The organism is Occallatibacter riparius, assembly GCF_025264625.1.
Taxonomy (GTDB): Bacteria; Acidobacteriota; Terriglobia; order Terriglobales; family Acidobacteriaceae; genus Telmatobacter; species Telmatobacter riparius.
This window is the reverse complement of the sequence record NZ_CP093313.1, coordinates 1,497,995-1,524,643: the sequence shown is the minus strand read 5'-3', so window position 1 is coordinate 1,524,643 and position 26,649 is coordinate 1,497,995. Positions and strand designations below refer to the sequence as shown.

Genomic DNA, 26,649 nt, shown 5'->3' with positions numbered 1-26,649 from the left:
TGGTAGACTGGCCGCGATGAAAGCCCTCCTCTGTCTTCTTCTGGTTCTCTCCACCGTCGCAGCACGCGCGCAAGCCGTAACCCGCACTTCCAATGAACTCGGCTTCAGCTTCACCGCGCCCGCTGACTGGGAAGTGATGGACACCAGCGCCTTCGCCAAAGAGCAGGCCCGCCAGAACGCCAACAGCGAGGAAGACAAAAAAGGGCTTGGCTGCGTTGACATCGGCTTCACCGCCCGCCACGGTAACCCGCCCTCTGTGATGACTGAGGTGGCTCTACCCTTCGCGTGCTACGGACAGCAGATGACCGAAGCCGATCTGCCTGGATTCGCCTCCAGCGCCTCAGCAGGCCTCGCTCAAAACTTCGACCTTGGGCAGCCTGTATACGGCCTCTACCAGCTCGGTACCCACCAGTTTTGGATCGAGCGCGTCAACGCCACCGTAAAGGGCCAGGGCGCCATCGCATACACCATCGAGATCGCCTGCAGCGTGTCGAAGAAAGCCGCCGTCTGCTGGATGGTCATGGCTGCAAATGACAGCTCGCTCGCATCCTTTGAGCAGATGCCCGTCTCCATCGACGGAGACGCACCCGCTGCCCTGGTTCCGCAGAACGCTTTCGAGAAGAAGCCTTCCTGATCTTTCTGTCTCAGAAATTAGATCAGCCTCATCCTGAGCGGAGTGTGGCCGGCTTTGGCCCAAACAAAGGACCCGCATTTCAGGGCACCGCCTACTGCGCGACAACCTCAATCCCAGTCACAGTCGCATACCCCTGCACCGGCACAAACGTCAGCATCAGCTTGCCCTGCGCATTCGGCTCCAGCCCCGCCGCGCGCCGAACCACCACATCACTCTGCCTCGCCTCACGGGACAGGTCGAAATCCTTCAGCAGCACCTTGCCGTTGCAGTACACATCGAAGACGTGTTCCGCTTTGCTCCCGCCTGTCGAGAAGGGAGGCCACTCCCCGTGCCGCGCCGCAAAATGCAGCGTTACGGTGTATCTTCCCGGTGCCACCGGCACCGCATACGAGAAATTCCCCCACCGCTCTGAGTCGTACAGTTCCTGGTCATCCGTGCCGCTCACCGGCGTTGCATACGCCGCCAGTTGTCCACCTTCAAAGTAGGCATCGGGGCTCCACCACTGGCTGTCGTTTGAGTAGTAAGGCGTCTGCCGCGCCAGAATCCGCACCGGCCGCATGTGCCCCTTCTGCCCCGGCACAATCTCGATCGCCGAAATCGCCGCCTGCTTGCCCGCCTCACCACTGAACTCCAGGTGCAACTGCCCATCCTTCGCCGGCGAAATATCCGGAAACACCTTCACATCCGCCGTCCGGCTCGCCCCCGCGTCCGCCGCCACGTCGAAGTCCGACAGCAGCGTCTTCCCATTCGCCCGCACCGTCATGATGCGGTCGCCTTCGCCGCCCGTCCCCGTCGACTCCGGCCCGAATTCCGTCTCCGCAAAATGCAGCCGCAGCTCATATACGCCCGGCCGCAGCGGCAGATCGTAGCGAAAATTTCCCTGCCGGCTGGTCCGGTAAAACGCCGGATCCTGCGTCCGCCAGATGTGCTGCACCGTGCCCTTGATGGCTGTACCACCGGTGAACCGCTCATCGCTCGCCCACAGCTTGCCCGCGTGATCCACAAGACTCCGCGGCCCTCCGCACAAGATCCTGATCTCGTCGCCCGACGGAAGCCCGGTTCCCAGCTCCGGCGGAAATGCCGCCGGCTTCTCCCCAGCCGCAACCGGCGCTGCTGCCTCCCGCGGCTGTCGCGGTCGCCCCCACCAGATGGCTGCGAAGACGACTGCCGCCAGAACCACCACACCTGCGATGCCCGCTATCCATATCCATCGAATGCCGGCCCGCGTCTCCGCCGGCGGCACATGCACTTCAGCAACAACCGGTACCGGACCCGCTTTCGTCACGAACTCCGGCACATACTGCCCCAGCGGGATCGCAATCTGCATCGCGTGATCCGCGCCCTCCGTCGCGTAATATTCCGCCAGCCGTTTGCGCAACCGGTTCGCCTCCACTCGCACAATCGAGTCGGACTCCTGGTCGAACTCAACCCCCCGGCCGAACAGCTCCACCCCGATCGAATACTCCTTGATCTGTCCCGTCTCTCCGGCAAACAGCTTTTCGCACAGATATTCCAGGAACTGGGCAAGCCGCGGCGCGCGGGCAAACTCCTTCGACCGCAGAACGGCCGCAAGTTCCTCCCGCTCTTCCACATGCATCACCGGAATGGTGCTCCCAGAGGCCATCTCAACCTTCCATCATCGAGCCGCAGTCATGTTAACGCCAGTTCCATGCGCTCAGGCGGTTTTAACGGTATACAGATCGGCGCGCAACCTCCTGTAACGGAACTGTAGCCCCCGCACTTCTGCCCTCCTGCATACTTGTTACGCAATTTATCCCGATTCGGATCCATCTCATTTCAGAGCACATAGGTCCGATACTCCCCGATGTAACGCCCGCGAAGCCCCGCGGTAGCAGGTCTAGCGTTGTGCCCGCGCTTCCCCCGCCGTTTACTTGGACTCGTAGAAAGGCCGGCAGGCATCCGGATGGCAACGGAAGGACTGGATAGCCCGCCGGGGAACGACGGGGGCAACTATGAAGGGACTTATGTGGATGATCGGATGGATGGCAATGGCGTTCAGTACCGCTGCTTTCGCGAAGGCCGACCCGTTCGCCGCTGACGTGGCCAGGGCCGACAAGATAAAGATCGCCCAGACAGCGGAACTGAAAGGGGACCTCGCCCGCATACATGAGAACTTCGGCGACGCCGCGGCATTCTACAAGCAGGCGATTCGCGCGACACCAGGTGAGGCCAAGCTCTACAACAAGTTGGGAATCTCCTACCTGCAACTGCATCAGTTTGGACCGGCCCGCAAGGCCTTCTCGCAGTCCGTGAAGTACGATCCGCGCTTCGTCAACGCCTACAACAACCTGGGTGCAACCGAGGTCCTCGACAAGAGATACAAAGCGGCGATCCAGCACCTGAAGCGGGCCCTTGAACTCGACGAAACCAGAGCGCCCGCCCACCTCAACATGGCCGAGGCCTGGGCCGGCCTGGGCCAGATGGACCGCGCCATGACCGAGTACGCTCGGGCTCTCGAACTCGATGCGGACATCCTCAGCGGCAGCCTTGACGGCGTGCAGGTTCGCGTCAGCACTCCTGAGCAGCGCGGCCGCGTCGATTACCTGATTGCCCTGGCCTATGCCCGCCGCGGTAACTTCGACGGCTCGCTCGAATACCTCAGCCGGGCCCGCGCCGAGCACTTCTCGGGCCTGAGCAAGGTCTACGAGGAAAAGCTCTTCGCTCCTCTCTGGGGTGATCCGCGCCTCGAAAAGATCGTCAAGCGGTAACTGCCTCCAGAGCAGTCCGGACGCAACGGAAAGCGCTTCGTGGATGGGGGTCCACGAAGCGCTTTCCGTTTCTACACCGAAGCCCCGACAACTTCGCCATTCTGAGGAGCGCAGCGACGAAGAACTCGCTTCTCTAAAGCGCACGAGGAGCTAGAAGCTAGCAGCTAGAAGCTACTGGCTAACACCAGCGACAATAGACCCATGCCCTCACCGCCTCGCGTCTATGATGTCGTCATCCTCGGCGCGGGCGCAGCCGGGCTCATGTGCGCAGCCGTCGCCGCCCAGCGCGGCCGTCGCGTCGTCCTCCTCGACCACAATGCCCAGCCGGGCCGCAAAATCCTCATCTCCGGCGGAGGCCGCTGCAACTTCACCAACATCCACTGCACGCCAGACCGATTTCTCTCCGCGAACCCCCACTTCGCCAAGTCCGCGCTCGCTCTCTATACCCCTCAGCACTTCCTCGAACTGGTCAACCGCTATCGCATCCCCTGGCATGAGAAGACCCTCGGCCAGCTCTTCTGCGATCACTCCTCGCGCGCCATCCTCGACATGCTCCTCGCCGAATGCGAACGAGGCCGCACTGACATCGTCCTGAATGCCCGCAACATCCAGGTCGACCGCTCTTCCGACGGTTACCACGTCTCCTCGTTAGCCGGCGACTTTGCCGCTCACGCCCTGGTCATCGCCACCGGCGGCCTTTCCATCCCCAAGCTCGGAGCCACCGGCCTGGCCTATGATCTCGCCCGCCAGTTCGGCCTGCGCATCATCGAACCCCGCCCCGCGCTCGTTCCGCTCGTCCTCGGCGGCGACGAAGCCCGCTGGACCGAACTCACCGGCGTCTCCACGGAGGTCGTTGCTTGGTCAGGCCCTGCTCAAGGCCGTCGTCCCGCTCCCCGCTTTCGCGAGAAGATGCTGCTCACCCACCGCGGCCTCAGCGGCCCTGCCATCCTCCAGGCATCCTCTTATTGGCGTCCCGACGAACCCGTCCACGTCGATCTCGCCCCCGCCCTCGCCCCAGGCACAAAGCTGATCCAGCCCCTGCTCCGTCCACGCGCCCGCCGCGACGAAACGTCCTTCCGACAGGCACTGCGCGCCGCACTCCCCCAGCGTCTCGCCAATCACCTGGCCGACATCGCCGCGCCCGCCGGCTGGTCGAATGCCGCCCTCGACACCGCCGAGTGCAACCTGCGCGACTGGCAGTTCCATCCCGTGGGCACCGAAGGATTTGAGAAGGCCGAAGTCACCGCCGGCGGCATCAACACCGACGACCTCAATACTCGCACCATGGAGGCCCGCTCCGTCCCCGGCATCTTCGTCATCGGCGAAGCCGTCGACGTTACCGGCCACCTCGGCGGATTCAACTTCCAATGGGCCTGGGCCTCCGCCGTCGCCGCCGGCAATGCACTCTAATCGCCGCTCACTGCTGCGGCGCCGGAGCTCTCTTCGGCGGCGTCAACACAAACCCCCTCCGCACCAGCGCAAACCCAGGCTGCGGCAGCTCCGCCTGCAGCAATTGATCGTCCGACCCCGCGAACAAATCTGTCTCCTCGCCCGCAATTGTCGCCGCCAGGTGATGCACCGTGATCGCCTTGCCGTCCAGCGTGCCTTGCTCGTCCGCGTACGTCGCCAACTGAATCGCCTGCACTGACCCCGCCTGCTTGGGAATCACCGCCCACAGATCGCGCCCCTTCTGCGCCGCTGCCAAGGTCAGCAGCGTCTGCAGGGCCCCCGCATCAAAATCCGGCAGAAACACCGCCCTCGCATGCCCCGCCAGCCGCGCCGTCGAACTCCGCCCGTTCGCCGAAATGTTCAGCAGGAAATTCGCCCCATCCGGCTTCCCAACCACGCTCACCACCGAGCCGTTCACAATTCCGCTCAACACCACGTGCTGCAGGTGGTGACTCGCATCCTGCTCCTCTGTCTTCGAGAGCGAATACTCCAGCCCCTGCATCGACACCTTCACCGTCGAGCTCGATGCAAACCCGCCCTCCCGCGCCGCAATTTGATACGAAGCAGTCCCCACCGCATGCCCATTCTGGCTCACCACAAAGGTGCCCACCTGCCCCGCCGCAGCCCCAACGCCCACTGCCAGCACCACCAGACCCAGCGTCACCCCGCACCCAAGCACACCGATCCCACGCAACTGCTTCATCTCGTCTAGTTAGACACCATCTCCCTCCAACCGTTGTGCCCAACCCACGCCAACCAAGCCCCACTAAACACAAAGGCCCGCGCAAAAAGCGCGAGCCCAAGGTTTCTAATGCCTGTCTTTCTACTCCCTGTTCCCTATTTCCTACTCCCTGTCCTATTCCGGCTTGCCCAGCTTATTCCGCCAGGCATGCCCACCGCGCTCCAGCAGCCGGTCGGCGCAGTCCGGACCCCAAGATCCCGCAAAGTAATTCGGAAACACCTCCGGATCCTTCGCCGCCCACGCCTGCAAAATCGGCGTATACAGCGACCAGTTGATCTCCACCCCATCGCGGTGCGAAAACAGCGTCTGGTCGCCCATCATCGCGTCCATAAGCAGCCGTTCGTACCCCGTAGCCGTCGATTTCCCAAACGCCTGCGCATAATCGAAATCCATGTTCACCGGGCACACCGCCATTCCCGGCGCGCTCGGTACCTTCGCCCCAAACCGCAGCGCGATACCTTCGTCCGGCTGAATGCGAATGCTCAACAGGTTCGGCTGAATCTCCGTGCACGGCCCCGCCGCCTGCATGCGGTTAAAGATCAGCAGCGGAGGCTGCTTGAACTGGATCGTGATCTCTGTCGCCCGTTTCTTTAACCGCTTGCCGGCCCGCAGATAAAACGGAACGCCCGCCCACCGCCAGTTCTCAATCTGAAGGTGCACCGCAGCGTAGGTCTCAGTCCCCGACTCCGGACTCACGCGATCTTCTTCGCGGTATCCCAGTACCCGCTTGCCGTCCACAATGCCCGGTCCATACTGCCCTCGCACCGCATTCAAAATCGGAATATTCGGAATTGACTGCCACAGCTTCACCTTCTCGCGCCGCACAGCGTCCGCATCGAAGCTCGAAGGCGGCTCCATGCCCACAAAGCTCAGCAACTCCATCACATGGTTCTGCAGCACATCGCGCAGCGCTCCGGCCTTTTCGTAGAACGGCCCGCGCCCCTCGATCCCAATCGATTCCGCCGCCGTAATCTGCACGTGATCGATGAAGTTCCGGTTCCAAATCGGCTCAAAGATCCCGTTCGCAAACCGGAACACCAATATGTTCTGCACCGTCTCCTTGCCCAGGTAGTGGTCGATGCGGAACACCTGGCTTTCTGAAAACACGGCATTCACCTGGTGGTTCAGCTCGCGCGCGCTTTCCAGATCGTGCCCGAACGGCTTCTCGATCACCACGCCGACGCGCCCGTTCTCCGTCTGGTTCATCCCCTGGGCGCCGAGGTTCTCGATGATTGGAGCAAAATACTCCGGCGCCGTCGCGAGATAGAACAGCCGATCGTTGCCAATGCCTTTCTCTTTGGCAATCTTGTCTAACTCGTCCTTGAGACCCGCATAGCCGGCGGCATCATCAAAGCTCAGCGCATAGTAGCTCACGTGCTGGACGAACTCATCGATCTTCGGGTCGCTCGCATCCACGCCACCGAATTCAAGGATGCCCGCCTTCATATCCTCGGCAAATTCATTGCCCAATGGCCGCCGTGCCACGCCCACAATCGCAAACTGCTTCGGCAGCAGTCCCGATTGCCGCAGGTGAAACAGCGAAGGCAGCAGCTTGCGCTTCGTCAGGTCACCGGACGCGCCGAAGATCACCAGGATAGTGGAATTGGGAATCCGCTCGCTCGCCGCGGGCACATTCGATAGATCCTCGGGACGAACTCTCATCTGCACGGTAGCCATAACTCGATCTCCGATCGAAATAGGGAATAGACAGCAGGGAATTGCGAATACACCACAAAGCCAACCTCGGCGCCGGCCTTCCTACTCCCTACTCCCTATTCCCTGTAATTAGTCCTTCTTCACCGCATGTCCGCCGAACGCATTGCGCATAATCGCCAGCATGCGATCGGTGAAGTTATTCTCTTCGCGCGAACGAATACGTCGTATCAGCGACTCCGTAATCACCGGCGCCGAAACATTCAGGTCAATCGCCTCGAACACCGTCCAGCGTCCTTCACCCGAATCCGCAACATACGCAGACAGCCCATCTAGCGTCGGATTCTTGCTGAGCGCATCTGCCGTTAGATCCAGCAGCCAGCTCCGCACCACGCTGCCATAGCGCCATATCTCCGAAATCTGCGCGAGATTGAGATCCAGCTCTTCCTTCTTCTCCATGATGGTGAAGCCTTCGGCGAAGGCCTGCATCATGCCGTACTCAATGCCGTTGTGCACCATCTTCACAAAATGCCCGGAGCCCGCTGGTCCCACGTGTCCCCAGCCCTTGTCCTTCGCCGGAGCAAGCGTTTCGAAGATAGGCGACAGATACCCGACCGGCTCCTTATCGCCGCCGATCATCATCGAGTAGCCTTCCTTCAATCCCCACACGCCGCCCGATGTGCCGACATCCACGAAGTGGAAGCCCTTCGCAGTAACTTCCGCATGGCGCCGCTGCGAATCCTTGTAATTCGAGTTACCGCCATCGATAAGTATGTCGCCCTTGTTCAGTAGCGGCTCTAACTTGGCGATCGTGTCGTCCACAGGCTTGCCCTGCGGCACCATGATCCAGATCGCCTTCCGCCCGTCGAACTTCTTCGCCATGTCCTCAAGCGACGACACGCCCACGTTGCCTGATTCCGTCAGCTTTTGCACGGCTTCCGCGTTGAAATCGAAACCAATCACCTGGTGTCCGCCGAGCCGCAGACGCTCCGCCATGTTGCCACCCATCTTGCCCAGGCCGATCAAACCGAGTTGCATCTCGTTCTCCTCTCAACAACGTCAATAAACGCCTAGAGTCTCCAGATCACGCCGCAACTGCTCGGCGCCTTCAAATCGAATAGCCTTCATCCCCGCGTCCCGCGCACCCTTCGCATTCTCCGCGCGGTCATCAATGAACAGGATCCGTTCCGCCGGCTTGCCTAGAATATCGAGAGCCCGCTTGTACATTTCCTTATGCGGCTTCCTCAGCCCCACATAGCAAGAGCTTAGAGCCACATCGAACGCATCGCGCAAATTGTATTTCTGAAACCGGTACTCGTTCGGCTCGCGTGCCTCATTATTCAAGCAGCCAAGCATCCACCTACCAGATGCCGCCAATTCCTGAAGGATGCTTAATGCGCCCTGCGGCAACGGCACCGACTGCGCAAACAGCGCCTGCATGAAATCGTCCGCGGTGAAATCACGCGGCTCGTAGAACACGGTCGCATCCAGGTATTCCTTCGCGGTGATGGCATCGCGTTCCCACGCGTCATTGGCTTCAGGATGCCGCGCCTCAAACTCCGCGCGGTCCAGCCCAAACTGGTCCAGCACCACGTTGCGCTCGCAATGATCCCACCCATTCGTAAGCAGCACACCGCCTACGTCAAACAAGATCACGTCGAAGGGGAACATCGGCGCCTCTTTCAGCCCACGCGATGCGGCCCCGCGCGAGCGGGCCGGAAGTACGACATAGTTGGGATCGCGAAACGATGGACCTCCCCATCGTCTCGCGCGTCTTATGCTTTGCTCGTTGAACCGTCGCCGCAGCGGTACTTCGCTTCAATCGCCATGACCTTATTGAAGCGCCGTTTGAACCGCTCTTCCGTTGCCTGGAATTTCGCCCCAATAAATGCGTCCACAACTTCATACGCCAGCGCCGCGCCGATGATGCGCGCGCCCAACACCACGACGTTCATGTCATCGTGCTCCACGCCCTGGTGCGCCGAATAGGTGTCGTGGCACATGCCCGCTCGAATCCCCGGAATCTTATTCGCCGCAACACACACGCCCACACCCGACCCGCAGATCAGGATGCCGCGCTTCGCAACGCCTTCATTGATCGCATTGCCGACCAGCTCCGCGAAATCGGGATAATCATCCGGATTATTCCCGTTGAAAGCGCCCAGATCGACAATCTCGTGCCCAGCCTTGGTCAGGTACGCGCGCACATCCTCCTTGAGAGGAAAGCCCGCATGGTCCGCACTGATAACTAACTTCACGTGCACTCCTTCAGAGTGGAGGGAGAGTGGGAAGGGAATCGGGAGTAGAAAATCGCTGCGCCTCGCAGCCTGCAGTTTTCTACTCCCTAATCCCTAACCCCTGCCTTTAACCACCTTCTTCGCCTGCTCAGCCACATTCGCCGCGCTGAATCCAAGCTTCTCCAGCGCAATTGGCCCCGGAGCCGAAGCCCCAAAGCGATCCAGCCCCACCACGCCGCCGGTCTCGCCGACATACTTCCACCAGCCCAGCGGCGATCCCGCTTCCACGGCCAGCTTCGGAACCCCACGCGTCAGCACGCTGCTCTTATACTCGGCGCTCTGCTCGTCGTAAATCTCCCAGCTCGGCATGCTCACCACGCGCGCTGCAATGCCTTCCTGTTCCAGCAGCTTCTTCGCTTCCACGCATGGCCATACTTCCGCGCCCGTTCCAATCAGGATCACCTGCGGATTCGCAGCATCCTCCAGCACATAAGCGCCCTTGCTCACGCCGCCGTAGACATCCACCTTCGCCGCGTCAATCACCGGCAGATCCTGCCGGCTCAGCGCCATGAAGGCCGCTCCGTTGCGCTCCAGAACCAGCCGCCAGCATGCAGCCGTCTCATTCGCATCCGCCGGCCGATAATCCGTCAAATCCGGAACCGCGCGCAGCATCATCAGGTGCTCGATCGGCTGATGCGTCGGCCCGTCTTCGCCCAACGCAATCGAGTCGTGCGTGAACACAAAGATCGAGTGCGCCCGCGACAGCGCTGCCAGCCTGATCGCCGGCTTGCAGTAGTCGCTGAAGCAGAAGAACGTCGACCCGTAAGGCACCAGACCCTCATGCGCCGCCATGCCGTTCACCGCCGCGCACATCCCAAACTCGCGCACGCCGAAGAACACATTTCGTCCCGCCGGGTCCGCCGCGAAATGCGGGCTGTTCTTGAAAATCGTCTTCGTCGAAGCAGTAAGGTCCGCCGCGCCGCCAAACAGCTCCGGCACCTCGTTCGCAATCGCGTTCATCACCTGGTTGCCGGCATTGCGCGTTGCAATCTTCTTCTCGGTTCCGAATGTCGGCAGAGCCTTCTCCCAGCCCGCCTTACGCTTGTTCACCACCGAGCGCTTGAACTGCTCCGCCAGCTCGGGATTCTCCTTCGCATACGCGTCGAACAGCTTGTTCCAGTCAGCCTCGGCCTGCTTGCCGCGATCCACCGCCTGCCGCCAGTTCTTCAACGCCTCATCCGGAACATAGAAGCTCTGGTCCTCGGGGAACCCGAAGAACTTCTTCGTCGCCGCCACGTTCGCCGCGCCCAGCGCCTCGCCATGCACAGCATTCGTGCCGGCCTTTGGGCTTCCGTAACCGATGATCGTGCGCACCGCGATCAGCGACGGCTTGTCCGTCACAGCCTTCGCTTCTTCAATCGCCTTCTCAATGCCCGCCAGATCGTTGCCGTCCGCCACGCGCGACGTGTGCCAGTGATACGCATCGAAGCGCTTCAGCACATCTTCCGTGTAGCTCCACTCCGTCGGCCCATCCAGCGAGATCAAGTTGTCGTCGTAAAGCACAATCAGCTTGCCCAGCTGCAGCGTTCCGGCCAGCGATGCAGCTTCGTGCGAAATCCCTTCCATCAAATCGCCGTCGCCGCACAGCACATACGTGTGGTGATCGACAATATTGAAACCGGGCTTGTTGTACACGGCGGCCATGTGCTTCTCGGCGATCGCCATGCCCACTGCCATTCCAAAGCCCTGTCCCAGAGGTCCGGTCGTCACTTCGACGCCGGTGGCCTCGCCGCTCTCCGGATGCCCTGGCGTCTTGGAATGCCATTGGCGGAAGGACTTGAGTTGGTCGAGCGTCATGTCCGGGTATCCCGTGAGGAACAACGTCGAATACAGCAGCGCCGAAGCATGCCCATTCGACAGCACAAACCGGTCGCGGTCCGACCACTTCCAGTGCGTCGGATTGTGCTTCATGAGCTTGTGATAAAGCAGGTATGCGATGGGAGCGCAACCCAGCGGCGCGCCCGGATGGCCGCTGTTGGCCTTCTGCACGGTATCTACGGCAAGCAGCCGCAGAGTATCAATTGACAGTTGATCAAGGGAGAGGGTCGCAGGGCTCGTGGTCATTCCATCGTCCTTTCGCTGTGACACGGATTTGCCGTTAGTAAATCAATTTATCCGGATACAATCTCGACCTCTACATTGTATCCAAGCCAGCGCCCGGGGGTGGATGATCCCAGCGGAGGGCCCTTGTCGCCGGGGTGGGAATCCGGGTGCATTTCCGGCCAATGCAAAGTCCATGATAGCCGCCCGCCCTCCGCGTCTGTCTGTACATCCACCATGAATCCTGTGCTTCCAATTCCGCGGCTCGACGCGCTCTGGGTGGTCTTCCAGCCGTCCGTCGACCACACCAGTTCAAAGTGCTCCGGGTCTAGGATGCGCAGCGTCTCGCCTGCGTTGATTCTCTGCACCGGCCTCCGCCGGCTGTAGATCTCGATGCCTCTCCGCACCGCCTGCCGCCCATTCTCGGTGCAGTAGCGCTCATACACCGGGTCCACGCGATCAAACACCTTCCCATCCAGCGCCGATCGCAGCAGCTTCAGATACTCCGCATGCGCCCACACCAGCGGAGTCGCCGATCCCGCCGGCATCCCCGCATACAACTCGCGCTCGGGAATATCCCCATCGTCCCAGACCTGCTCCGGCAACATCTGCCCCGGCGTTGCATACCGCTCATAGCTCGCAATCAGGTTCGAAATATCCTTTCCCGCTGCCAGCTCATAGTGCGCCCTCTCGCCCGTCAGCAGAGGCCACGGCCGCCCTTGGCCCCATCCATGAAACGCGCCGCCGTCCGCAGTGTCTCCGTAGCCGTCCCAGTTGTAGCGCAGCCACGCCGGTCCTTGCGGCAGCTCGCGCTTCAACACCGCATCCACCACCTTCAGCGTATCCACCACCAGAGGATCGTCCGCTCTGCGCACGCCATACCGCACCAGCTCCAGAAACCCTCCGTCGATGATCTCTCGCGCCTCAAACTCGAACCGCGTCTTCGGCGGCCTGTTATTCAGCCGGATCATCTCCGTCCCGCAGCTCTCGCACCAGTAGGCCTCGCCCGTCTCCGGCGGCCGCACTCGCATATAGTGCCGCCTCACCTCCGGCAGCAGAACGCCATCATTGGTAACCGTCCAGTCTTCGAGATGCCCCTCGATCCAGTCGGCAAACTCCTCCAGAAACTCCGCCAGCTCCATGCCCCCGCGCGCCCGTGCCATCTCCGCCGCGCAAATCAGCGCAGCAATCACCGCCGCCAGCGTCGACGGCGAATACCCCGCATTCTCTTCCCAGCGTTCCTGGTGCGTAATCGGCGCCTTCTTCACCAGGAACCCCGCCGCGCGCTCCACAAACGGAAACACGTCCATCTCGCCCAGCCCATTCTGCTTCCAAAGCCGCCACGCCAGAATGATCGGAAACGCCACCTCGTCCAGCTGCACGCCGCTCCAGTAAGGCCTTCCATCCACCCAGAAGTTCTGGGCGAATCCCCCATCTGGCTGCTGCGTACACGCGAGATAAACCAGCGCTCTTCGCGCCGTCTCCACCCGTCCGCACGCCAGCATCGCCGTCGCCGTCTGCACCATGTCGCGCGTCCACACCAGGTGATAGCCGCCCAGGTCATCGTCGCTCTTCGCTTGTCCCCACGGAATCGACGCGGACGCCACAAACGCGCCCGAGTACGTCTTGTCCTCATGCGCCAGCAGGACGTTGTGGCTTGCCCGCATCAGCATCCCGCCGTCTTGCGCCTTCTCCGCCAGCCACTCCGGGTTCGCTGCCCTCTGCCACTGGTCGATGAACCGTGACTTGTGTTGCTCAAACGGCATCACCAGCGCGCTCACCGTCTTTTGCAGCGAGGTGTGCAGCGTATCGCCAATCCCCACCGCCACCGTGAACTCCCGCGCCCCTTCGGCCTTTCCGCAGTTGCGCGCGCAGTCCAGGTTCAGCTCCCCAAACAGCGCAATGTTGCCGTTCGTCGCCGACCCGAACTCCCAGTCCATCCGGTAGCCGTCCATCACGTCGCGCCAGCCATCGCTCTCGCCCACAAACCCGCAGCTCACCCGCGAGAACCCGCAGCTCGCCCCCATCGCCAGCGTCCACGGATCCTTCCACGCCGCCAGCACCTTGTAGCCCGCCACATCCACCGCGCGTGCTGAGTTCCCCTCGCCCCCGCCATCCAGGTGCGGAGCCAGCAGCGCATATACCTTTAGCCGGTCCACCAGCTCGGGCGCGCCCTCCAGCCGTACACGCGTCAGCAGCACCGAGTGGTGCGGATCGCAAATGATCTCCTTGATCAGTGCATACCGACCCTCGCGATCGCGATTCACATAGCGCACACCCAGCGTCTCCGCGTGAATGTACTCAAACTCCGAATCCAGATCGCGCTTCTCCTCGTGCGCGAACGTCTCCCCATCCGTAATCAGGAACTCCATGTCCCGCACCTGCGGATGATCGATCGTCGGGTGATACACCTCGTTCACAATGCCGTGCGAGCACGTGAACCACACCCGGCTCGAAGCGGAGTAGGCCGTGCCCACCGCATCTTTCACAGCCGATGTCCAGCGTGGTTCCACCCCGGGCGCACCAAAAGCCTCGCCCTCCTGCGTCAGCCAGCGATAAAGAGAATGTCCGTTCATTCAGTTTGCATACCTGGTGTAGCGCCGGTCTCCAGACCGGCTGTCGCGTGGGTGTCCGCACCCGCGCCGGGGGAAGCCTGCACTCGTGATCCTAATGTCTCTTGATGAACCGGAGGCAAGAAAGTTACCTCCGATTTCATCCCGCGACTGCATTCATGGCTCCGGTTCAAGCACACCCCCTGAATTGGTCTATGATCTTTTGTCAGGCGGACGACTCGCATACCGCGGGAGCCATCATGAATCGTATTCGCTTCCATCGGGCCAGTTTGGGAGCAGCATGCCTCCTGCTGACCAGCCTTGTGGCTTCTGCACAAACCGCAGCGAACAACACAAGCCAGACCCCCTCTGCAACTGTGCAGATTCAGCGCGAGATGAATCTGGGCGTTGCTGCCTACAACAAGGCGGACTACGACATGGCCGTCGAGCATTTTCAAGCAGCTCTGCGTCTGGATCCGCGAATGACTACCGCCAGAGCATACCTCGGCATTGCGGTCGGACGCACAATCACACCAGCGCTGGAAACTCCTGACAATCTGCGGGTAGGGAAGCGGGCGATCAGGCTCCTGCAACAGGTTCTGGCCATCGAGCCGGACAATCTGATTTGTCGGGAAGCGCTGGCGAGGGCATACTTCGATATCAACGAACTGGAAGAAGCCAGGGAGTGGTCTCTGAACACGCTCGACTTGGACGCCCTCAATCCTGATGCGGCGTACATCATCGGTGTCGTTGACTGGATGAAGGCAAGAGACAATGCGCTGGATGTTCTTCGTAGTGCGGGAACTTACGACGACGGCAAAGGCAATGAAGACGTTCGGGTCGACATCCTTGAAGAAATCCGAGTGAGAAATGCGGACGTTTTGGACGAAGCAGAGCGGTATCTGAAGATCGCAGTTGAAAATCGCGAGAACTTTGAGGACGCCATGCGATACCTGGCCCTCGTCGATCGGCGCAAGGCCGATCTGGAATACGGTTCTCGGAACGAGAGCGAACTCCGCGACAATGATCTCGCCGGTTACAAGCAGTGGGTCGGCAAGGCCATGGAGGTTCGGAACGCGAACAGCCGCAAGCTGGCGAACGCAAAGCGTCCGGCCATTCAGAATCTGCGCGAGTGCGTGGTCTTTCGCAATCTGATGGCCCCGGCGCAGTGCGTTCCCCCAAGGGTCCAACCCTGGCCCGAGGAGAAACAACCGTAATTCGCTTTTCGCCTTTTCCAGCTAGCCCAATTCGGCCGCATCCTCGCCGCACTCCCCGGCATCCAATCCACCGGCACTGTAAGTCCTTGGATTCATAAGCCTCCCGCCTGACCCGCATCTCGCGCGGCCCTACCTCAACCCGCTACAATTTCTTCTTGGAGGAGATTCCCCACAATGGCATACGAACTTCCACCGCTCCCTTACGACTACGCGGCGCTCGAGCCCACCATCGATGCCGAAACCATGAAGCTCCACCACGACAAGCATCACCAGGCTTACGTCACCAACGCCAACGGCGCCCTCGAGAAGCACCCCGAGCTCGCTTCCAAATCCGTGGATGAGCTGCTCGCCGACCTGAACGCGATCCCCGAGGATGTCCGCACCGTGCTGCGCAACAACGCCGGCGGCCACTCCAATCACTCCATGTTCTGGACCATCATGGGACCTGCCGGCCAGAATAACGCCCCCACCGGCGCCCTCGCCGACCAGATCAAGGCCGACTTCGGCGACTTCGAGACCTTCAAAAAGACCTTCAACGAAACCACCGCCAAGCAGTTCGGCTCCGGCTGGGGCTGGCTCGTCTGGAAGGGCGGCAAGCTCGCCATCATCACCACGCCCAACCAGGACTCGCCCCTCTCTCAGGGCCTCTACCCCATCCTCGGCAACGACGTCTGGGAGCACGCCTACTACCTCAAGTACCAGAACCGCCGCCCCGAGTACCTCGCCGCCTGGTGGAACGTAGTCAACTGGCAAGAAGTCGCCAAGCGCTTCGAAAAAGCGAAGAAGTAGCACGACAGTTTTCTGTTGTCGGCATTAACTTCCCGTGCCCCATCCTGTCGGCTTTTTCCTGCCGACAGGGTGGGAAAGCACGAACCCAAATCCGCCTGCCGATCAAAAGCAAAAGGCCGGGACTCGCAAGAGTCCCGGCCTTTTGTGCTGGATAGCGGACAGTTAGTCGCTCTTGGTGTAAACGCGATGCGCAACTGACATCACCCTCGCCTCCTGCACCGCTCCCTTACGAAGAGGCTCGGTCGGGCAAACCTCAAAATCTCCGAACAGGTAAACAGAAGACTCAGGTGAAGCGTAATTTTTCCGTTCAGCGAACGGCACACCTTGCAGCAACCAGCCCATGACCCGATCCCATGAGGACTGGCCCGGCGTGAACTCGTGATGCGTGCCGATGTGCCAGATCCGCAATTGGCCATCCCCTCCGTAGTAATGCGCCCGGCCGTGAAGGGTGGTGCACGGTTCCGCCGCAAGGCACCTGCAGTTCGCCGTCAGTAGAAGCAGCACAATGGCGATTATTCTCACTGCACATCTCTCCGCTAATTGCCTTCGCCTGACATGGTAGCCGGAATCAAACGTGCCCATTGAAGCCGGGACTCGCAAGAGTCCCGGCCTTTCTTACTGACCACTAGCCACTGATCACTGACCACTGCCCTCACTGGCACTGCACAAACGCCAGCGTCTGCACCGGCCCGATCGATGTCGCACCATACGCCGCTGCCTGCAGCTCGCTCGGATTGCAGCTCGGCGATCCGCCCGATCCTGGCACGAACGCCATCCCATCCACCACGTAGCTCGCCGGCGAAGTGCTCAGCGCCAGCGTGACCCCGCTCGCGGACCACGCCGCGATATACGCCGCGCTCGACGGAACCGTGATCGAGTAAGCCGCGCAGTCCGTATTCGCGGGGCAGGTCAACGCCGAAGTCGATGCAGCCGTCTCCACAGACATCGTCACCGAGCTCTGCGTCGACGTAGGCGGTAACGGAATCGTATACGTCGTCGCGTTCACCTGTTCCGTCGTGCTCAGCGAGACATCCGCAACCGTCGCGGCATTGGTTGTGTTCTGTGATGTCACCAGCCCGGCCAGCGTCAGGGAGCTGGACGTCACCACGCTCGGCAGATAAAGGTCCACCGAACCCACCGTGCTGCCCACCGAAACCCCCGTAATGATCGCAGGCGCATACAGCACGCCATCCGTGCGCGTTCCCACAATCACCACGTCGTAGGTCCCCGCCGGCAGCGGACAGAACACGAATCCGCCATCCGCCCCCGTCAGCGTCGACTGGAAGATCCGATCCACGCCCGTCGAATCCTTCTGCTCCACCGCAACCATCACGGTGCCGCCCACAGGATTTCCGGTCGCCTTGTCCAGCACCTTGCCGTTAATCGATGTCGAAGTCGTGCTGACCTCGCCCGCATGCAACACCGGCTTCAGCCGATACTGCCCGTTTCCTTCCTTCACAATCGACTCGCACGTACTGAAGTCGATGTCCAGATCCTTCGTCTGGCCCGCGGCGATGTTGAACCCTCCGCCGCCAATCTGTCCTGAAGAAATTTTGAGCCCCGTCTTGGACTCGCTCGACAGCAGCAGCGGGTGAAAGCTCGAATCCGACCCCAGCTGCACGCAGTTCGCTGCGCTTCCGCACACGTTCCCGGAAACGCTCGTTCCGTCCCCCGCCAGAATCAATCGGATCTGCTGATAATTCCCCGCCTGCAACTGCTGCGAATCGCCCAGCGTCGCCAGGAAGCACTTGTTATTCGCTTGCCCCAGCAGATCGATCTGCGTCGGCTTCATGTTCGGCGTCAGATCCGCCCATCCGCTGTCATTCGCGCCGGCGGATGCGCTCGTATGCGCCTTGACATCCGTAATCGTCACATAGACATGCGAAAACGGCCCGGTTGGAGCCTCGCATGTTGCCGGGTCGCTCAGGTGCGTATTCACCGTCGCCATCTGCGACGTGGGGCCGCCTGAACTGGAGTTGCCGCTACTACAGGCCGCCATTACCAGCGCAGCCACGAGCAAGCAGAAAAGAGCAATTCCCGCTTGCCAAAAACCGAAAAAGTACCTCAGGTTCTTCCTTGTTTTCATCTATTTTCCTCCGGTGAGCCTCTCGTTCACAGGAGGAGAACCAGGGCAATACACACGTACACTACGCTTCCACAAACACTTCGACCAAAGATAAGTTGCTGCTCGCGGAAGAATCATTCCGGCGACTGACGGACCTCCCCCTATTGCCAAGGCGAACTGCGAAGACTGTGAGCTGCGAGAACTGTGAACTACGAACTAAGAACTGCGAACCGGAGCTACTCCCTTACCACCTTCACGAAAATCCCATCCGGCAGTTCGCCCTCCAGCAGATGCACCACCCCATCTTTCACATACCCTTCGATCACCTGCCGAGCCTGCTTCGGCGCATTTTGCGATGCCTGCGGCGCCCTCGGTGGCCTCTCGTAAGCATTGGCCCTGGCTTCGCCAGCTCCGCTAACCCCGCTGCCTTTCTGTGCCCTGTTCCCTGGTCCCTGTTCCATCGTCTTCCCCATCCCCCGGTCCATGGCCTCATTCGCCAGCCGGTCGGCTTCTTTATTCCCTCCGCGCAGCGTATGGCTCATCTCGAACCCGTCCAGCTTCCGCGCCAGACCCTTTGCCTCTTCCCAAAGCGGCCGCAGACCGGGGCTCGCCACCTTGTACTGCCCCTTCATCTGCTTCACCATCAGCTCTGAATCCGACACGACGCGAACCTTCCGCCGCCCATGCTCCAGCGCCCACTTCAGCACCGCCAATAGCCCCGAGTACTCCGCATAGTTATTCGTCTGGATCCCCAGAAACTCGCTCAGCCGCGCCACCACCTGGCCGCCCCCGTCGGTGATCACCGCGCCGTACCCCGCCGGCCCGGGATTCCCCCTCGACCCGCCGTCGCAATGCGCCGTCAACCACTCGCTCGCGCCCGCCTTTGCAGCGCCACCCATACCGGCCGCAGCCGCTCCGCTCTCAAACAGATTTCCCGTCATTGCTCCAAGTGTAGCCGCGGCGGTCATACCGGTTTCCACAACGGGGCAGGGTACTCCCGTGCCCCATCCTGTCGCCTTTTTGCTGGCGACAGGGGTGGGAAACCACCGAAGCTCATCTGGCCTTCAGCTGACACCGACAAATAACCTACTACCGGAGTGAGTACAGACGCCCGCCGCCCCTTCACCGCTCACAAATCCCCACCCCGCCCGTCCAATCCTTCGCACCAAGAACGATTTCCACCTCTCCAAACGGAGACCCGATGGCTTCTGATGCGGTAACTTACCCGGTTCACCCCCTCGCTCCCGCTGCATCTCTGCCTATGGCACCCGCAGGAGCGGTACAATCCACCCCAAGGACGGGGAATGGTTTGACCGCCAGCCGGGCTATCGACAATCCCAATCGCGCGCAGAGCCGCCTTGAGTCCCGTGCGCCCGAAACCGAGCTCATCCGCGAAGCTCAGGCCGGCAACCGCGCCGCTTTTGACGCCCTCGTCAAGCAGTACGAGCAGCAGGTCCTTCGCCTCGCTCTCCACCTCACCGGCTCCGAGCAGGACGCGGAAGACATCTACCAGGAAGCCTTCCTCAAGGCCTACCGCTACATCGGCAACTTCCGCTTTGAGTGCTCTTTCTACACCTGGATCTACCGCATCGTCACCAACCTCTGCCTCGATCAGCTCCGCCGCCGCAAGACTCGCCGCGAAGATCAGGCCGTCATCACCGATCACTCCGGCGACGAGATCGACATCCTCGCTTCCGTCTCCGACGACCGCGCCTTCTCCAACCCGGCCAAAGAACTCGACCGCAAGGTCCTCGCCGGCCGCATTCAGGAAGCGCTCGGGAAGCTCACCCCCCGCGAGCGCATGGTTTTCGAACTCAAGCACTACCAGGGACTCCGCCTGCGCACCATCGGAGAGATGTTGAACACCACAGAGGAAACCGCCAAAAATACGCTCTTTCGCGCGACCAAAAAATTGAGATCGCAACTGGCGGGCCTGCGGTAGCAAGAAGCGCGTCAGCGCTGATTGCACCGCGGCATCGAAACACTTTTTTGAGGCTAAGAGGACGTTAGAAAATGAATTGCGAATTGGCACATGAACGAATCGTGATGGCTGCCTACGGCGAACTCGCCGACGATGCCGCCCACGAACTCGATCGCCACCTGGCCACCTGCCAGGGCTGCGCCCAGGAGAAGGATCAGCTTCAGGCCCTGAAGCTGCTGTCCGAGGCCTACCCGGTCTGCGACCCCGACCCCAACCTCGTCGCCCGCTCCCGCATGCGCCTTGAAGAGGCGCTCGACGCTATCCCTCCCAAACGCTGGTTTGAGCGGCTGCTCCAGCGTCTGCGCAACAACGCCGCCAGTCTTCAGGCCGCTCCCATCGCCGCCTGCCTGCTTCTCATCATCGGCGGAGGCGCCGGCTCCCTCGCCGGATTCCACATCGCCCAGGTCCGCGCCGTCAGAATCGCCGAGAATGCAACCCAGGCCACCGTGCAGCCGGCGGCCGAAGGCCAGTTGGCCGCACTGCAGGGGCCGCAGGTGCCCGGCGAAGTCGCCAATATCGCCAGCATTGTTCACGAGCCCAACAGCGAATTCGTCGAGGTTCACTACAACCAGATCGTCCCGCAGAAGATCCGCGGCACCCTCGACGATCAGCGCATTCGCCAGCTCCTCATGCTGGCCTCGGCCAATGCCGCTAACCCCGGCATCCGCGACGACTCCATCGGCCTGCTCGCCGCCGAGTGCCGCGCCGGCCACCAGTGCACCAATATCCGCGATGCCCTCTTGGTCGCCCTTCGCTACGACCGCAGCGCTGCCGTGCGCCAGAAGGCTCTCGAAGGCCTCCAGCCCTATATCGCAGAAGATTTCGGCGTTCGTGATGCCGTGCTCGAGGCTCTCCTGAACGACCCCGAGCCGCGCATTCGCACTGCCGCCATCAATATGCTCGAGCCGGTCGACGCAGATACCAGTGTCCGCCAGGTCCTGCGTTCGGTCGCCAACACCGACCAGAACCCGCATATCCGCCTGGCCTCGCGCCAGGTCCTCAGCCACGTCGGCGAAATCCAATAGCCCGATAACGAGTGGTCAAGTGACCAGGTGGTCAGGTGAACACCTGTCCACCCAACCACCTGATCACCTGTCCACCCGATCACCTGATCGCTTAAGGGCCCCGATCACTGACCACTAGTCACTGACGACTGTTTTTTCAACATTTCTTTCGGCAAAACATTTCCAGCTGCGTCCAAGCATTCAGAGGGAGGAATTAGAAATCGGTGGAAAACTCCCTGAAAATCTCGTACATTAGAGCCGGCCAATTCGCCGCCAGAGCGGGTGCCGTCACAGCTTTTCGGAGACCAGTATGAAGTCCCTTTCACGGCCATATCTCGTCGCAGGAGTCGGGCTGCTGACCATTGCCGCGGTCGCCCCCATTCCAGGCGCCGCGCAGTCCGGTATCACACATCTCATCCAGGAACTCAAACCGCTCCTCGGCCACTCTGCGCCAGGTTATCTCGGCGTCCTGGTCAACAACATCGACAACGATTCCGTTCAGAAACTCAGGCTTAAAGACAACAAGGGCGCCATCGTCACCGTCATCGACCACGATGCCCCGGCCGGAGCCGTTCTCCGCTACAACGACGTAATCCTCTCCATCAACGGCGAAAACCTCGACAACGCCGAGCAGTTCAGCCGCATGCTCAAGGAAATACCCGCCGGCAAGAAGATCACCCTGGCCATCATGCGCGACGGCGCGCCGCAGTCCCTCACCGTCCAGCTCGTCGACCACAAGGAGATGGAGCAGGAGGTCTGGAAGAAGGTCAACTCTTCCACCGGGACCCTGCCCCAGGAGGCCCCGGGTCACGCCATCCTTGCGGGCGCCGGCAACGATCCCACCTCAGGGCACATGCCGCTCTTCACCTCCACCCTGAACGTCGGCGCCATGGTTGAGCCCCTCACCGCACAAATGGCCGATTACTTGGGCGTGCCCGCCGGCATCATGATCAAACAGGTTGCACGCAAGAGTGAAGCCGAATTCGCCGGCCTCAAGCGCTACGACGTCATAATCAAAGTCGGCGCCGACAGCATCACCACGTCCGCCGACTGGGACCGCGCCGTCCGCTCCAACGAGGGCAAATCCGTCCAGATCACTCTCCTCCGCGAACGCCACCAGCAGGTCATCACCCTCCAGGTCGACTCCAAGCGCCGCCGCAGCCAATAGATCGGGATCGGACCGAGTCATCAAGAAAAAGCCCGGCAGTACTGCCGGGCTTTCGTCTGTCTGGGATTGTGGTCTCCGGACCGCGACACGTTGCGAACATGCGCCACGATCCGGCTGATTGGACTACTGAACTGAGTAGGGAACGTTGCTCAGGTGGATGATGTTGTAGTTGCTGTCGAGATCCAGAACGGTGACGACGTGGGAGCCAGGGGAAAGACTGTAGTACTGGTTAACGTCCGCACCCGCGTACCAGCCGAGTTTGACTCCGTTGTCCCACACCTGCACCTGGGTGACCGGTTGGGATTCACTGGCGTGGCCGACCACGTGAACCGTCGCCATGTTGACCGTTTCGCCCGGCGCAGGCGAGACCACCTGCACACCATCCGCTTGCGCCCTCACGGTGTAAGCGACCGACGCCTGATGAAGAACGCTGCCGGACGCGTCGAGGTCGAGCACTGTGGTTGAGTGCTGGCCCGGCGCGAGGTTGTAGATCGTGTCAATGTTTGTGCCGTAAACGCCGAGCTTCACGCCATTGTCCCAGACCTGCGTCTGGCTCACAGTCTCGCTCTCCGAAGCTGTGGCCAGCAGGCGCACAGAGCCGTCGATCGTGGCTCCGTTGCCGGGGCTGGAGATCACGACGCTATTCGATGCATCGCCGGACCCGCTGCCAGTGGTGAAGAAATCCGACATCGGGTCAGCATCCTTCGCTGCCCCCGGACAGTGCGCCAGTCCCATCGCCGCGCAGACCGTACTGAGCACGTTTGCATTTTGATAGGTGACGGTGGACTGGTAGCCAGGCTTCACGCGCGGCCCTAGGACGAGCGTGGCAGTCCGTCCGCCGCATCCCTTCTTCTTGGTGGCGGAGCAGCGGTCGTCCGTATACAGATTGCCTTCATCCCAGACGATGAACAGGATGCCGTCCCCGCCCGGGCTGAACTCCGGACGCGCGAGGATCGCTGGGACATTGTCCTGAAGCCACTGGTCGGCGGCGGGGAGGGTGCCGTTGTGCGCGTCCGTGTCCGGACCGGGAGTGATATAGGCGTAGTTCGGGGTGTTGTTGTCGGCGAAGTCAGCGGCCATCTGCCAGAAAGGCACGCTGTTCATCTCCTGCCCCGAGCCGGGACACACATCCGAGAAGTCGATCAGCGGATTGTGGCGGCGGTAGTACAGGTAATCCGTGCTGAACAGCCCATCAAACCCAGCGTAGGGCATGTTCTCTTGATAGGCGCGCCATGTGTAGCCCTGCTGAAGCACTTCGCGGACAATGTTGTCCTCGTGGTGATGGCAGGATTTGGTGTCGTTGTTCCGCTCCACGGGCGCACCGGCCACAAGCCACATGAGCGCGGGAAGCGAGCTGTGCTGCTCGGCATAGAACTGCGTAGCCAGTCCATATTGTTGAATGAGCTGGTTGTAGTAGGGCATTTGTGGATTGCCAACCACCTCCTCATAGCTGTGGTTTTCTTCCGTAATCATCCAGACGTGCGACGAGCGAGGCACGCTCTGGGCGCTTGCGACACTGGCAAAGAGCAGCGACGCGAAGATACAAAGACTCTTAGAAGGCATAGGGGGAAGGCCATCCATTAAGTTTTAGGTTTTTGGAGCTACAGATCCGGGCAACTGCGATGCGCGTTCAAGCTTGTCTATCTAAATTAAGTTCCAGGGAATCTCGGCGCATGTTGTCAGCAGAGGACTGACCGTTGCCGGCCTTAACTGAGCAGGCACCAGGCAACCGAGCTCGTCTGGAGTGCCCGTGAGCTGCTCCGGATCATTGTACCGGAGGAGCGTCGGCCTTTGTCTCAGGGGTTTGGCCGCCCCTCGTAGCCATGAGGTGGGGAAAACTGGGATCAGGCCACATTCATCCACAGCCCTTGCGCCGCGAAGGAAGAAGTTGCGGCGTCTCCCCCCAAATCCTTAACTGCCGCAGCCTGGCTCGGTCTCAACCGGAGAATCAATGGGAAACACTTTTCCGCTCAATCCCGAGTCGTATTGCTTCGCTTAGCACGTCGATGTTTATATCTGCGAGCGTTTTGAATTTAATGCAATACCCCGTGACGCTTGCCTTGCCTAGTTTCTTCCCAAATGTCTCGGCCATGTACTTCTTGTCATCGATTCCCATAATGTAGATGGAAATGCCTGTCGTATTCGCACTTAGACCAATTTGATAGAACTCCTTTGTCTTCCCATCGGCATATGTGATGATCCGGGATCCGTATCCGATATTTGGGTTGGAAATGATCTTTCCTTTCTCGTCTTTTCCGTCGAGGAACCACAACCTGCATCTTGGCATCAGCGCCAGAACCATGTGGTGCAATTGCTGCATTTCGTGGCGCTTAGGTTCCGGTTGAGCAGCAATGTACCCGCTGATTTCCTCCTGCACTTTCATGCGCTCTCCTTCGCGGTACGTCCCGACTCGTCGCCTGCTCGGTCAACCAGCGTGCATCCACCTTCCCAATTCCCACCCACTGATGTCTTGTCCGAGTTGGTGAACAGAAGAAAAGGCGAAAACGCCAACCGGCATCTCCGCCTTTTCATCAATCAACGTTTAACTAGAGTCGAATAGAACTCAGCTGAAGCTCCAGCTCACTTCTCGTCCGTAATGCAGCCCTTCACTACCGACACCCAGCTGATCATGACTACGATTGCGCACCCGCCCAGCCCGATAAAGAACAGCGTCTCTACTGCCCGTATCGCCAAAAGACTCATATGACCTCCACCCTCCGGACCCACGGCCAGCCCCAACTTGATTTGAGCAGCCTGCGCCGCGCACAGCAGAGCCTACTTCACGCCTTTGTCCGGATTCCACGATCCCTGCAGCTTCCGCACATACAGGATCTGTCCAACATGATACGCCCGATGCGCCCCGATATGCGCAATCAACGATGCATTGGCGGCCAGCTTGGCGTCGTCCGCCCCCTGCACCGCAGCTTCCCAGTCGGCCATCTCCTGGTGGAGTTTCTTCACCAGGTCATCCCACTGCGCGGCCGTGAACTTGTCGAAAGTCTCGTTGTTGTTCCCGTCGAACGGCTCCGTCTTCTCACCCTTGAACTTCTGCAGGGAACGCGAATCCCAATACCAGATGTGATACGCAAGCTGCCCCACCGAATGCGCGTCCTTCCCCGCCGGCTTCCACTGCGCCTGTTCGGCCGTCATCCCGTCCACCGCGATCGACACCGGCACAAACCAGTCCTCGGCACTGTTCGTCGTGCGCAACTGTTCCAGCAGAACGCCGCGCAAATCCGTCGGCGCCTTCTTGTCTTGCCCAAAAGCGGTGAAGGGAACTACCAGCAGCAATGCAACCGCAAGCTTTTTCATGCAGCAGACCTCGCATTCAGAATCGACTTGCCGAAGTATACCCGCGCATGCAATCCGTAACACTCCGCAATTGAGCCGGTTCGGAACTTTGGCCGCGCCAACAGCCGCTCACGCAGCCAACATGGCTCAGGAGGCCGGCACACGCATGTCTCGTTCCCAGCAGCCCGCCATCACACTCTTCGCCCTAGGAATGATCGGCCTCGGCGCGCTCGCCCTCATCGTCGGCGACTTCGCCATGCAGTGGCAGCCCGTCGCCCCGTGGTTCCCGGCCCGCACCGCACTCGCCTACGCCGCCGGCCTCCTGATGTTCGTCTGCGGCGCCGGCCTCCTGTTCCGCCCCACCGCCGCTTGGTCCGCCCGCATTCTCTTTCCGTACTGCATTCTCTGGGCCCTGCTCAAAGTCCCTGCCCTCATCGTCGCCCCCTCCATGGAAGCCGTCTGGCTCGGCTTCGGCGAAATCACCGTCCTCCTCTCCGGAGCCTGGACCCTCTTCGTCCGCCTCGCCGACCTGCCCGAATCCTCCCCTCTGGCTCCGCTCACCAGTGAGCGATCTCTGACAGCCGCCCGCATCCTCTTCGCCCTCTCCCTGTTGCCCATCGGCCTCTCGCACATCGTCTACATCCAGCCCACCCACGACTTCGTCCCCGCATGGCTCCCCTTCCGCACCTTCTGGGCCTACCTCACCGGACTCGGCCAGATGGCCTCCGGTCTCGGCATCCTCTTCGGTGTATTCCCGCGCATATCCGCCTGGGCTGAAGCCATCCAGATCAGCCTCTACACCCTCCTCATCTGGGTTCCCTCGGTCATCATCGCGCCCAGCGTTCGCTTGAAATGGACCGGCCTCCTGATCTCCTGGATCATCGCAGCCGCCGCTTGGGCCGTCGCCCAGAACGTGCCCACGCCCGCCCAAACCCCCGAAACCGAAGCCACCCACCTCCGGCAGAAGGTGAGGGTGGTCGCCAGATAGTCGTTGCAACGAATATCGACCTCGTGAATCTATCTACTGTACGTTGATTT

General features: G+C 61.0%; 24 protein-coding genes. 9 read left to right on the top strand and 15 right to left on the bottom strand.

Annotated elements, in window-relative coordinates; translation table 11 throughout:
* Positions 1–16: 16 nt before the first annotated feature.
* Complete coding sequence (locus tag MOP44_RS06020) at positions 17–634, top strand: hypothetical protein (protein ID WP_260795039.1); 618 nt, start codon at positions 17–19, stop codon at positions 632–634.
* A 91-nt stretch (positions 635–725) separates the two neighbouring features.
* Here MOP44_RS06020 and MOP44_RS06015 read toward each other — a convergent pair whose 3' ends face one another.
* Positions 726–2,258: a malectin gene (locus MOP44_RS06015; RefSeq protein WP_260795038.1), complete on the bottom strand. Its 1,533-nt coding sequence runs from the start codon at positions 2,256–2,258 to the stop codon at positions 726–728.
* Positions 2,259–2,637: 379 nt separating this feature from the next.
* Here MOP44_RS06015 and MOP44_RS06010 point away from each other — a divergent pair, with 379 nt between their 5' ends.
* On the top strand, positions 2,638–3,363 hold the full coding sequence (locus MOP44_RS06010) for a tetratricopeptide repeat protein (RefSeq protein ID WP_260795037.1): 726 nt from the start codon (positions 2,638–2,640) through the stop codon (positions 3,361–3,363).
* 201 nt (positions 3,364–3,564) lie between these two features.
* Positions 3,565–4,773 (top strand): BaiN/RdsA family NAD(P)/FAD-dependent oxidoreductase, encoded by a 1,209-nt coding sequence (locus MOP44_RS06005; protein WP_260795036.1) that lies wholly within the window; start codon positions 3,565–3,567, stop codon positions 4,771–4,773.
* 7 nt (positions 4,774–4,780) lie between these two features.
* On the opposite strand, the gene MOP44_RS06000 is transcribed toward MOP44_RS06005, so the two are convergent.
* The 7 genes from MOP44_RS06000 to MOP44_RS05970 all read right to left on the bottom strand — a co-directional run bounded on the left by MOP44_RS06000 (position 4,781) and on the right by MOP44_RS05970 (position 14,120).
* On the bottom strand, positions 4,781–5,515 hold the full coding sequence (locus tag MOP44_RS06000) for a hypothetical protein (RefSeq protein WP_260795034.1): 735 nt from the start codon (positions 5,513–5,515) through the stop codon (positions 4,781–4,783).
* A 153-nt stretch (positions 5,516–5,668) separates the two neighbouring features.
* Complete coding sequence (gene zwf / locus MOP44_RS05995; RefSeq protein ID WP_260795032.1) at positions 5,669–7,231, bottom strand: glucose-6-phosphate dehydrogenase; 1,563 nt, start codon at positions 7,229–7,231, stop codon at positions 5,669–5,671.
* A 108-nt stretch (positions 7,232–7,339) separates the two neighbouring features.
* On the bottom strand, positions 7,340–8,245 hold the full coding sequence (gene gnd / locus MOP44_RS05990) for a phosphogluconate dehydrogenase (NAD(+)-dependent, decarboxylating) (protein ID WP_260795030.1): 906 nt from the start codon (positions 8,243–8,245) through the stop codon (positions 7,340–7,342).
* A gap of 21 nt (positions 8,246–8,266) precedes the next feature.
* Positions 8,267–8,878: an HAD family hydrolase gene (locus tag MOP44_RS05985; RefSeq protein ID WP_260795028.1), complete on the bottom strand. Its 612-nt coding sequence runs from the start codon at positions 8,876–8,878 to the stop codon at positions 8,267–8,269.
* A gap of 104 nt (positions 8,879–8,982) precedes the next feature.
* Positions 8,983–9,465, bottom strand: coding sequence for a ribose 5-phosphate isomerase B (rpiB, locus tag MOP44_RS05980; RefSeq protein ID WP_260795027.1), 483 nt, complete (start codon positions 9,463–9,465; stop codon positions 8,983–8,985).
* Between the two features lie 93 nt (positions 9,466–9,558).
* On the bottom strand, positions 9,559–11,568 hold the full coding sequence (tkt, locus tag MOP44_RS05975) for a transketolase (protein ID WP_260795025.1): 2,010 nt from the start codon (positions 11,566–11,568) through the stop codon (positions 9,559–9,561).
* A gap of 47 nt (positions 11,569–11,615) precedes the next feature.
* The gene (locus tag MOP44_RS05970; protein ID WP_260795023.1) at positions 11,616–14,120 is read right to left on the bottom strand and encodes a glycoside hydrolase family 15 protein; all 2,505 of its coding nucleotides are present in this window, start codon (positions 14,118–14,120) and stop codon (positions 11,616–11,618) included.
* 236 nt (positions 14,121–14,356) lie between these two features.
* Between MOP44_RS05970 and MOP44_RS05965 the strand changes: the two genes are divergently transcribed.
* Together MOP44_RS05965 and MOP44_RS05960 are read left to right on the top strand one after the other, a co-directional pair.
* On the top strand, positions 14,357–15,313 hold the full coding sequence (locus MOP44_RS05965) for a tetratricopeptide repeat protein (RefSeq protein ID WP_260795022.1): 957 nt from the start codon (positions 14,357–14,359) through the stop codon (positions 15,311–15,313).
* Positions 15,314–15,487: 174 nt separating this feature from the next.
* Entirely contained in the window at positions 15,488–16,102 is a 615-nt protein-coding gene (locus MOP44_RS05960) for a superoxide dismutase (RefSeq protein ID WP_260795020.1), read from the top strand.
* A 162-nt stretch (positions 16,103–16,264) separates the two neighbouring features.
* On the opposite strand, the gene MOP44_RS05955 is transcribed toward MOP44_RS05960, so the two are convergent.
* From MOP44_RS05955 to MOP44_RS05945, 3 genes are all read right to left on the bottom strand, one after another.
* Positions 16,265–16,624, bottom strand: a complete 360-nt coding sequence (locus MOP44_RS05955; RefSeq protein ID WP_260795019.1) for a hypothetical protein — start codon at positions 16,622–16,624, stop codon at positions 16,265–16,267.
* Positions 16,625–16,754: 130 nt separating this feature from the next.
* The gene (locus tag MOP44_RS05950; protein ID WP_260795018.1) at positions 16,755–18,188 is read right to left on the bottom strand and encodes a DUF4382 domain-containing protein; all 1,434 of its coding nucleotides are present in this window, start codon (positions 18,186–18,188) and stop codon (positions 16,755–16,757) included.
* 215 nt (positions 18,189–18,403) lie between these two features.
* Positions 18,404–19,108 carry a ribonuclease HI family protein gene (locus tag MOP44_RS05945; protein WP_260795017.1) on the bottom strand — a complete coding sequence of 235 codons (705 nt, stop codon included), beginning with the start codon at positions 19,106–19,108 and terminating at the stop codon, positions 18,404–18,406.
* Between the two features lie 368 nt (positions 19,109–19,476).
* Here MOP44_RS05945 and MOP44_RS05940 point away from each other — a divergent pair, with 368 nt between their 5' ends.
* The 3 genes from MOP44_RS05940 (at position 19,477) to MOP44_RS05930 (ending at position 22,320) form a co-directional block, all read left to right on the top strand.
* Positions 19,477–20,109 carry an RNA polymerase sigma factor gene (locus tag MOP44_RS05940; protein ID WP_260795016.1) on the top strand — a complete coding sequence of 211 codons (633 nt, stop codon included), beginning with the start codon at positions 19,477–19,479 and terminating at the stop codon, positions 20,107–20,109.
* Positions 20,110–20,192: 83 nt separating this feature from the next.
* Positions 20,193–21,173 carry a HEAT repeat domain-containing protein gene (locus tag MOP44_RS05935; protein WP_260795015.1) on the top strand — a complete coding sequence of 327 codons (981 nt, stop codon included), beginning with the start codon at positions 20,193–20,195 and terminating at the stop codon, positions 21,171–21,173.
* A gap of 289 nt (positions 21,174–21,462) precedes the next feature.
* Positions 21,463–22,320, top strand: coding sequence for a PDZ domain-containing protein (locus tag MOP44_RS05930; RefSeq protein WP_260795014.1), 858 nt, complete (start codon positions 21,463–21,465; stop codon positions 22,318–22,320).
* Between the two features lie 123 nt (positions 22,321–22,443).
* On the opposite strand, the gene MOP44_RS05925 is transcribed toward MOP44_RS05930, so the two are convergent.
* From MOP44_RS05925 to MOP44_RS05910, 4 genes are all read right to left on the bottom strand, one after another.
* Positions 22,444–23,883 carry an alkaline phosphatase family protein gene (locus MOP44_RS05925; RefSeq protein ID WP_260795013.1) on the bottom strand — a complete coding sequence of 480 codons (1,440 nt, stop codon included), beginning with the start codon at positions 23,881–23,883 and terminating at the stop codon, positions 22,444–22,446.
* Between the two features lie 385 nt (positions 23,884–24,268).
* Entirely contained in the window at positions 24,269–24,703 is a 435-nt protein-coding gene (locus tag MOP44_RS05920) for a DUF1801 domain-containing protein (protein WP_260795012.1), read from the bottom strand.
* 197 nt (positions 24,704–24,900) lie between these two features.
* The gene (locus tag MOP44_RS05915; RefSeq protein ID WP_260795011.1) at positions 24,901–25,023 is read right to left on the bottom strand and encodes a hypothetical protein; all 123 of its coding nucleotides are present in this window, start codon (positions 25,021–25,023) and stop codon (positions 24,901–24,903) included.
* Between the two features lie 72 nt (positions 25,024–25,095).
* Positions 25,096–25,632, bottom strand: a complete 537-nt coding sequence (locus MOP44_RS05910) for a DinB family protein (protein ID WP_260795009.1) — start codon at positions 25,630–25,632, stop codon at positions 25,096–25,098.
* A gap of 145 nt (positions 25,633–25,777) precedes the next feature.
* Between MOP44_RS05910 and MOP44_RS05905 the strand changes: the two genes are divergently transcribed.
* The gene (locus MOP44_RS05905) at positions 25,778–26,599 is read left to right on the top strand and encodes a DoxX family protein (protein ID WP_260795007.1); all 822 of its coding nucleotides are present in this window, start codon (positions 25,778–25,780) and stop codon (positions 26,597–26,599) included.
* Positions 26,600–26,649 lie beyond the last annotated feature (50 nt).

Bases quoted from the DNA above. Each gene is read 5' to 3' on its own strand.
- MOP44_RS06020 (WP_260795039.1), top strand. From the start codon at position 17: ATGAAAGCCCTCCTCTGTCTTCTTCTGGTTCTCTCCACCGTCGCAGCA.
- MOP44_RS06015 (WP_260795038.1), bottom strand. From the start codon at position 2,258: ATGGCCTCTGGGAGCACCATTCCGGTGATGCATGTGGAAGAGCGGGAG.
- MOP44_RS06010 (WP_260795037.1), top strand. From the start codon at position 2,638: ATGGCAATGGCGTTCAGTACCGCTGCTTTCGCGAAGGCCGACCCGTTC.
- MOP44_RS06005 (WP_260795036.1), top strand. From the start codon at position 3,565: ATGCCCTCACCGCCTCGCGTCTATGATGTCGTCATCCTCGGCGCGGGC.
- MOP44_RS06000 (WP_260795034.1), bottom strand. From the start codon at position 5,515: ATGAAGCAGTTGCGTGGGATCGGTGTGCTTGGGTGCGGGGTGACGCTG.
- zwf (WP_260795032.1), bottom strand. From the start codon at position 7,231: ATGGCTACCGTGCAGATGAGAGTTCGTCCCGAGGATCTATCGAATGTG.
- gnd (WP_260795030.1), bottom strand. From the start codon at position 8,245: ATGCAACTCGGTTTGATCGGCCTGGGCAAGATGGGTGGCAACATGGCG.
- MOP44_RS05985 (WP_260795028.1), bottom strand. From the start codon at position 8,878: ATGTTCCCCTTCGACGTGATCTTGTTTGACGTAGGCGGTGTGCTGCTT.
- tkt (WP_260795025.1), bottom strand. From the start codon at position 11,568: ATGACCACGAGCCCTGCGACCCTCTCCCTTGATCAACTGTCAATTGAT.
- MOP44_RS05970 (WP_260795023.1), bottom strand. From the start codon at position 14,120: ATGAACGGACATTCTCTTTATCGCTGGCTGACGCAGGAGGGCGAGGCT.
- MOP44_RS05965 (WP_260795022.1), top strand. From the start codon at position 14,357: ATGAATCGTATTCGCTTCCATCGGGCCAGTTTGGGAGCAGCATGCCTC.
- MOP44_RS05960 (WP_260795020.1), top strand. From the start codon at position 15,488: ATGGCATACGAACTTCCACCGCTCCCTTACGACTACGCGGCGCTCGAG.
- MOP44_RS05950 (WP_260795018.1), bottom strand. From the start codon at position 18,188: ATGAAAACAAGGAAGAACCTGAGGTACTTTTTCGGTTTTTGGCAAGCG.
- MOP44_RS05945 (WP_260795017.1), bottom strand. From the start codon at position 19,108: ATGACGGGAAATCTGTTTGAGAGCGGAGCGGCTGCGGCCGGTATGGGT.
- MOP44_RS05930 (WP_260795014.1), top strand. From the start codon at position 21,463: ATGAAGTCCCTTTCACGGCCATATCTCGTCGCAGGAGTCGGGCTGCTG.
- MOP44_RS05925 (WP_260795013.1), bottom strand. From the start codon at position 23,883: ATGCCTTCTAAGAGTCTTTGTATCTTCGCGTCGCTGCTCTTTGCCAGT.
- MOP44_RS05920 (WP_260795012.1), bottom strand. From the start codon at position 24,703: ATGAAAGTGCAGGAGGAAATCAGCGGGTACATTGCTGCTCAACCGGAA.
- MOP44_RS05915 (WP_260795011.1), bottom strand. From the start codon at position 25,023: ATGAGTCTTTTGGCGATACGGGCAGTAGAGACGCTGTTCTTTATCGGG.
- MOP44_RS05910 (WP_260795009.1), bottom strand. From the start codon at position 25,632: ATGAAAAAGCTTGCGGTTGCATTGCTGCTGGTAGTTCCCTTCACCGCT.
- MOP44_RS05905 (WP_260795007.1), top strand. From the start codon at position 25,778: ATGTCTCGTTCCCAGCAGCCCGCCATCACACTCTTCGCCCTAGGAATG.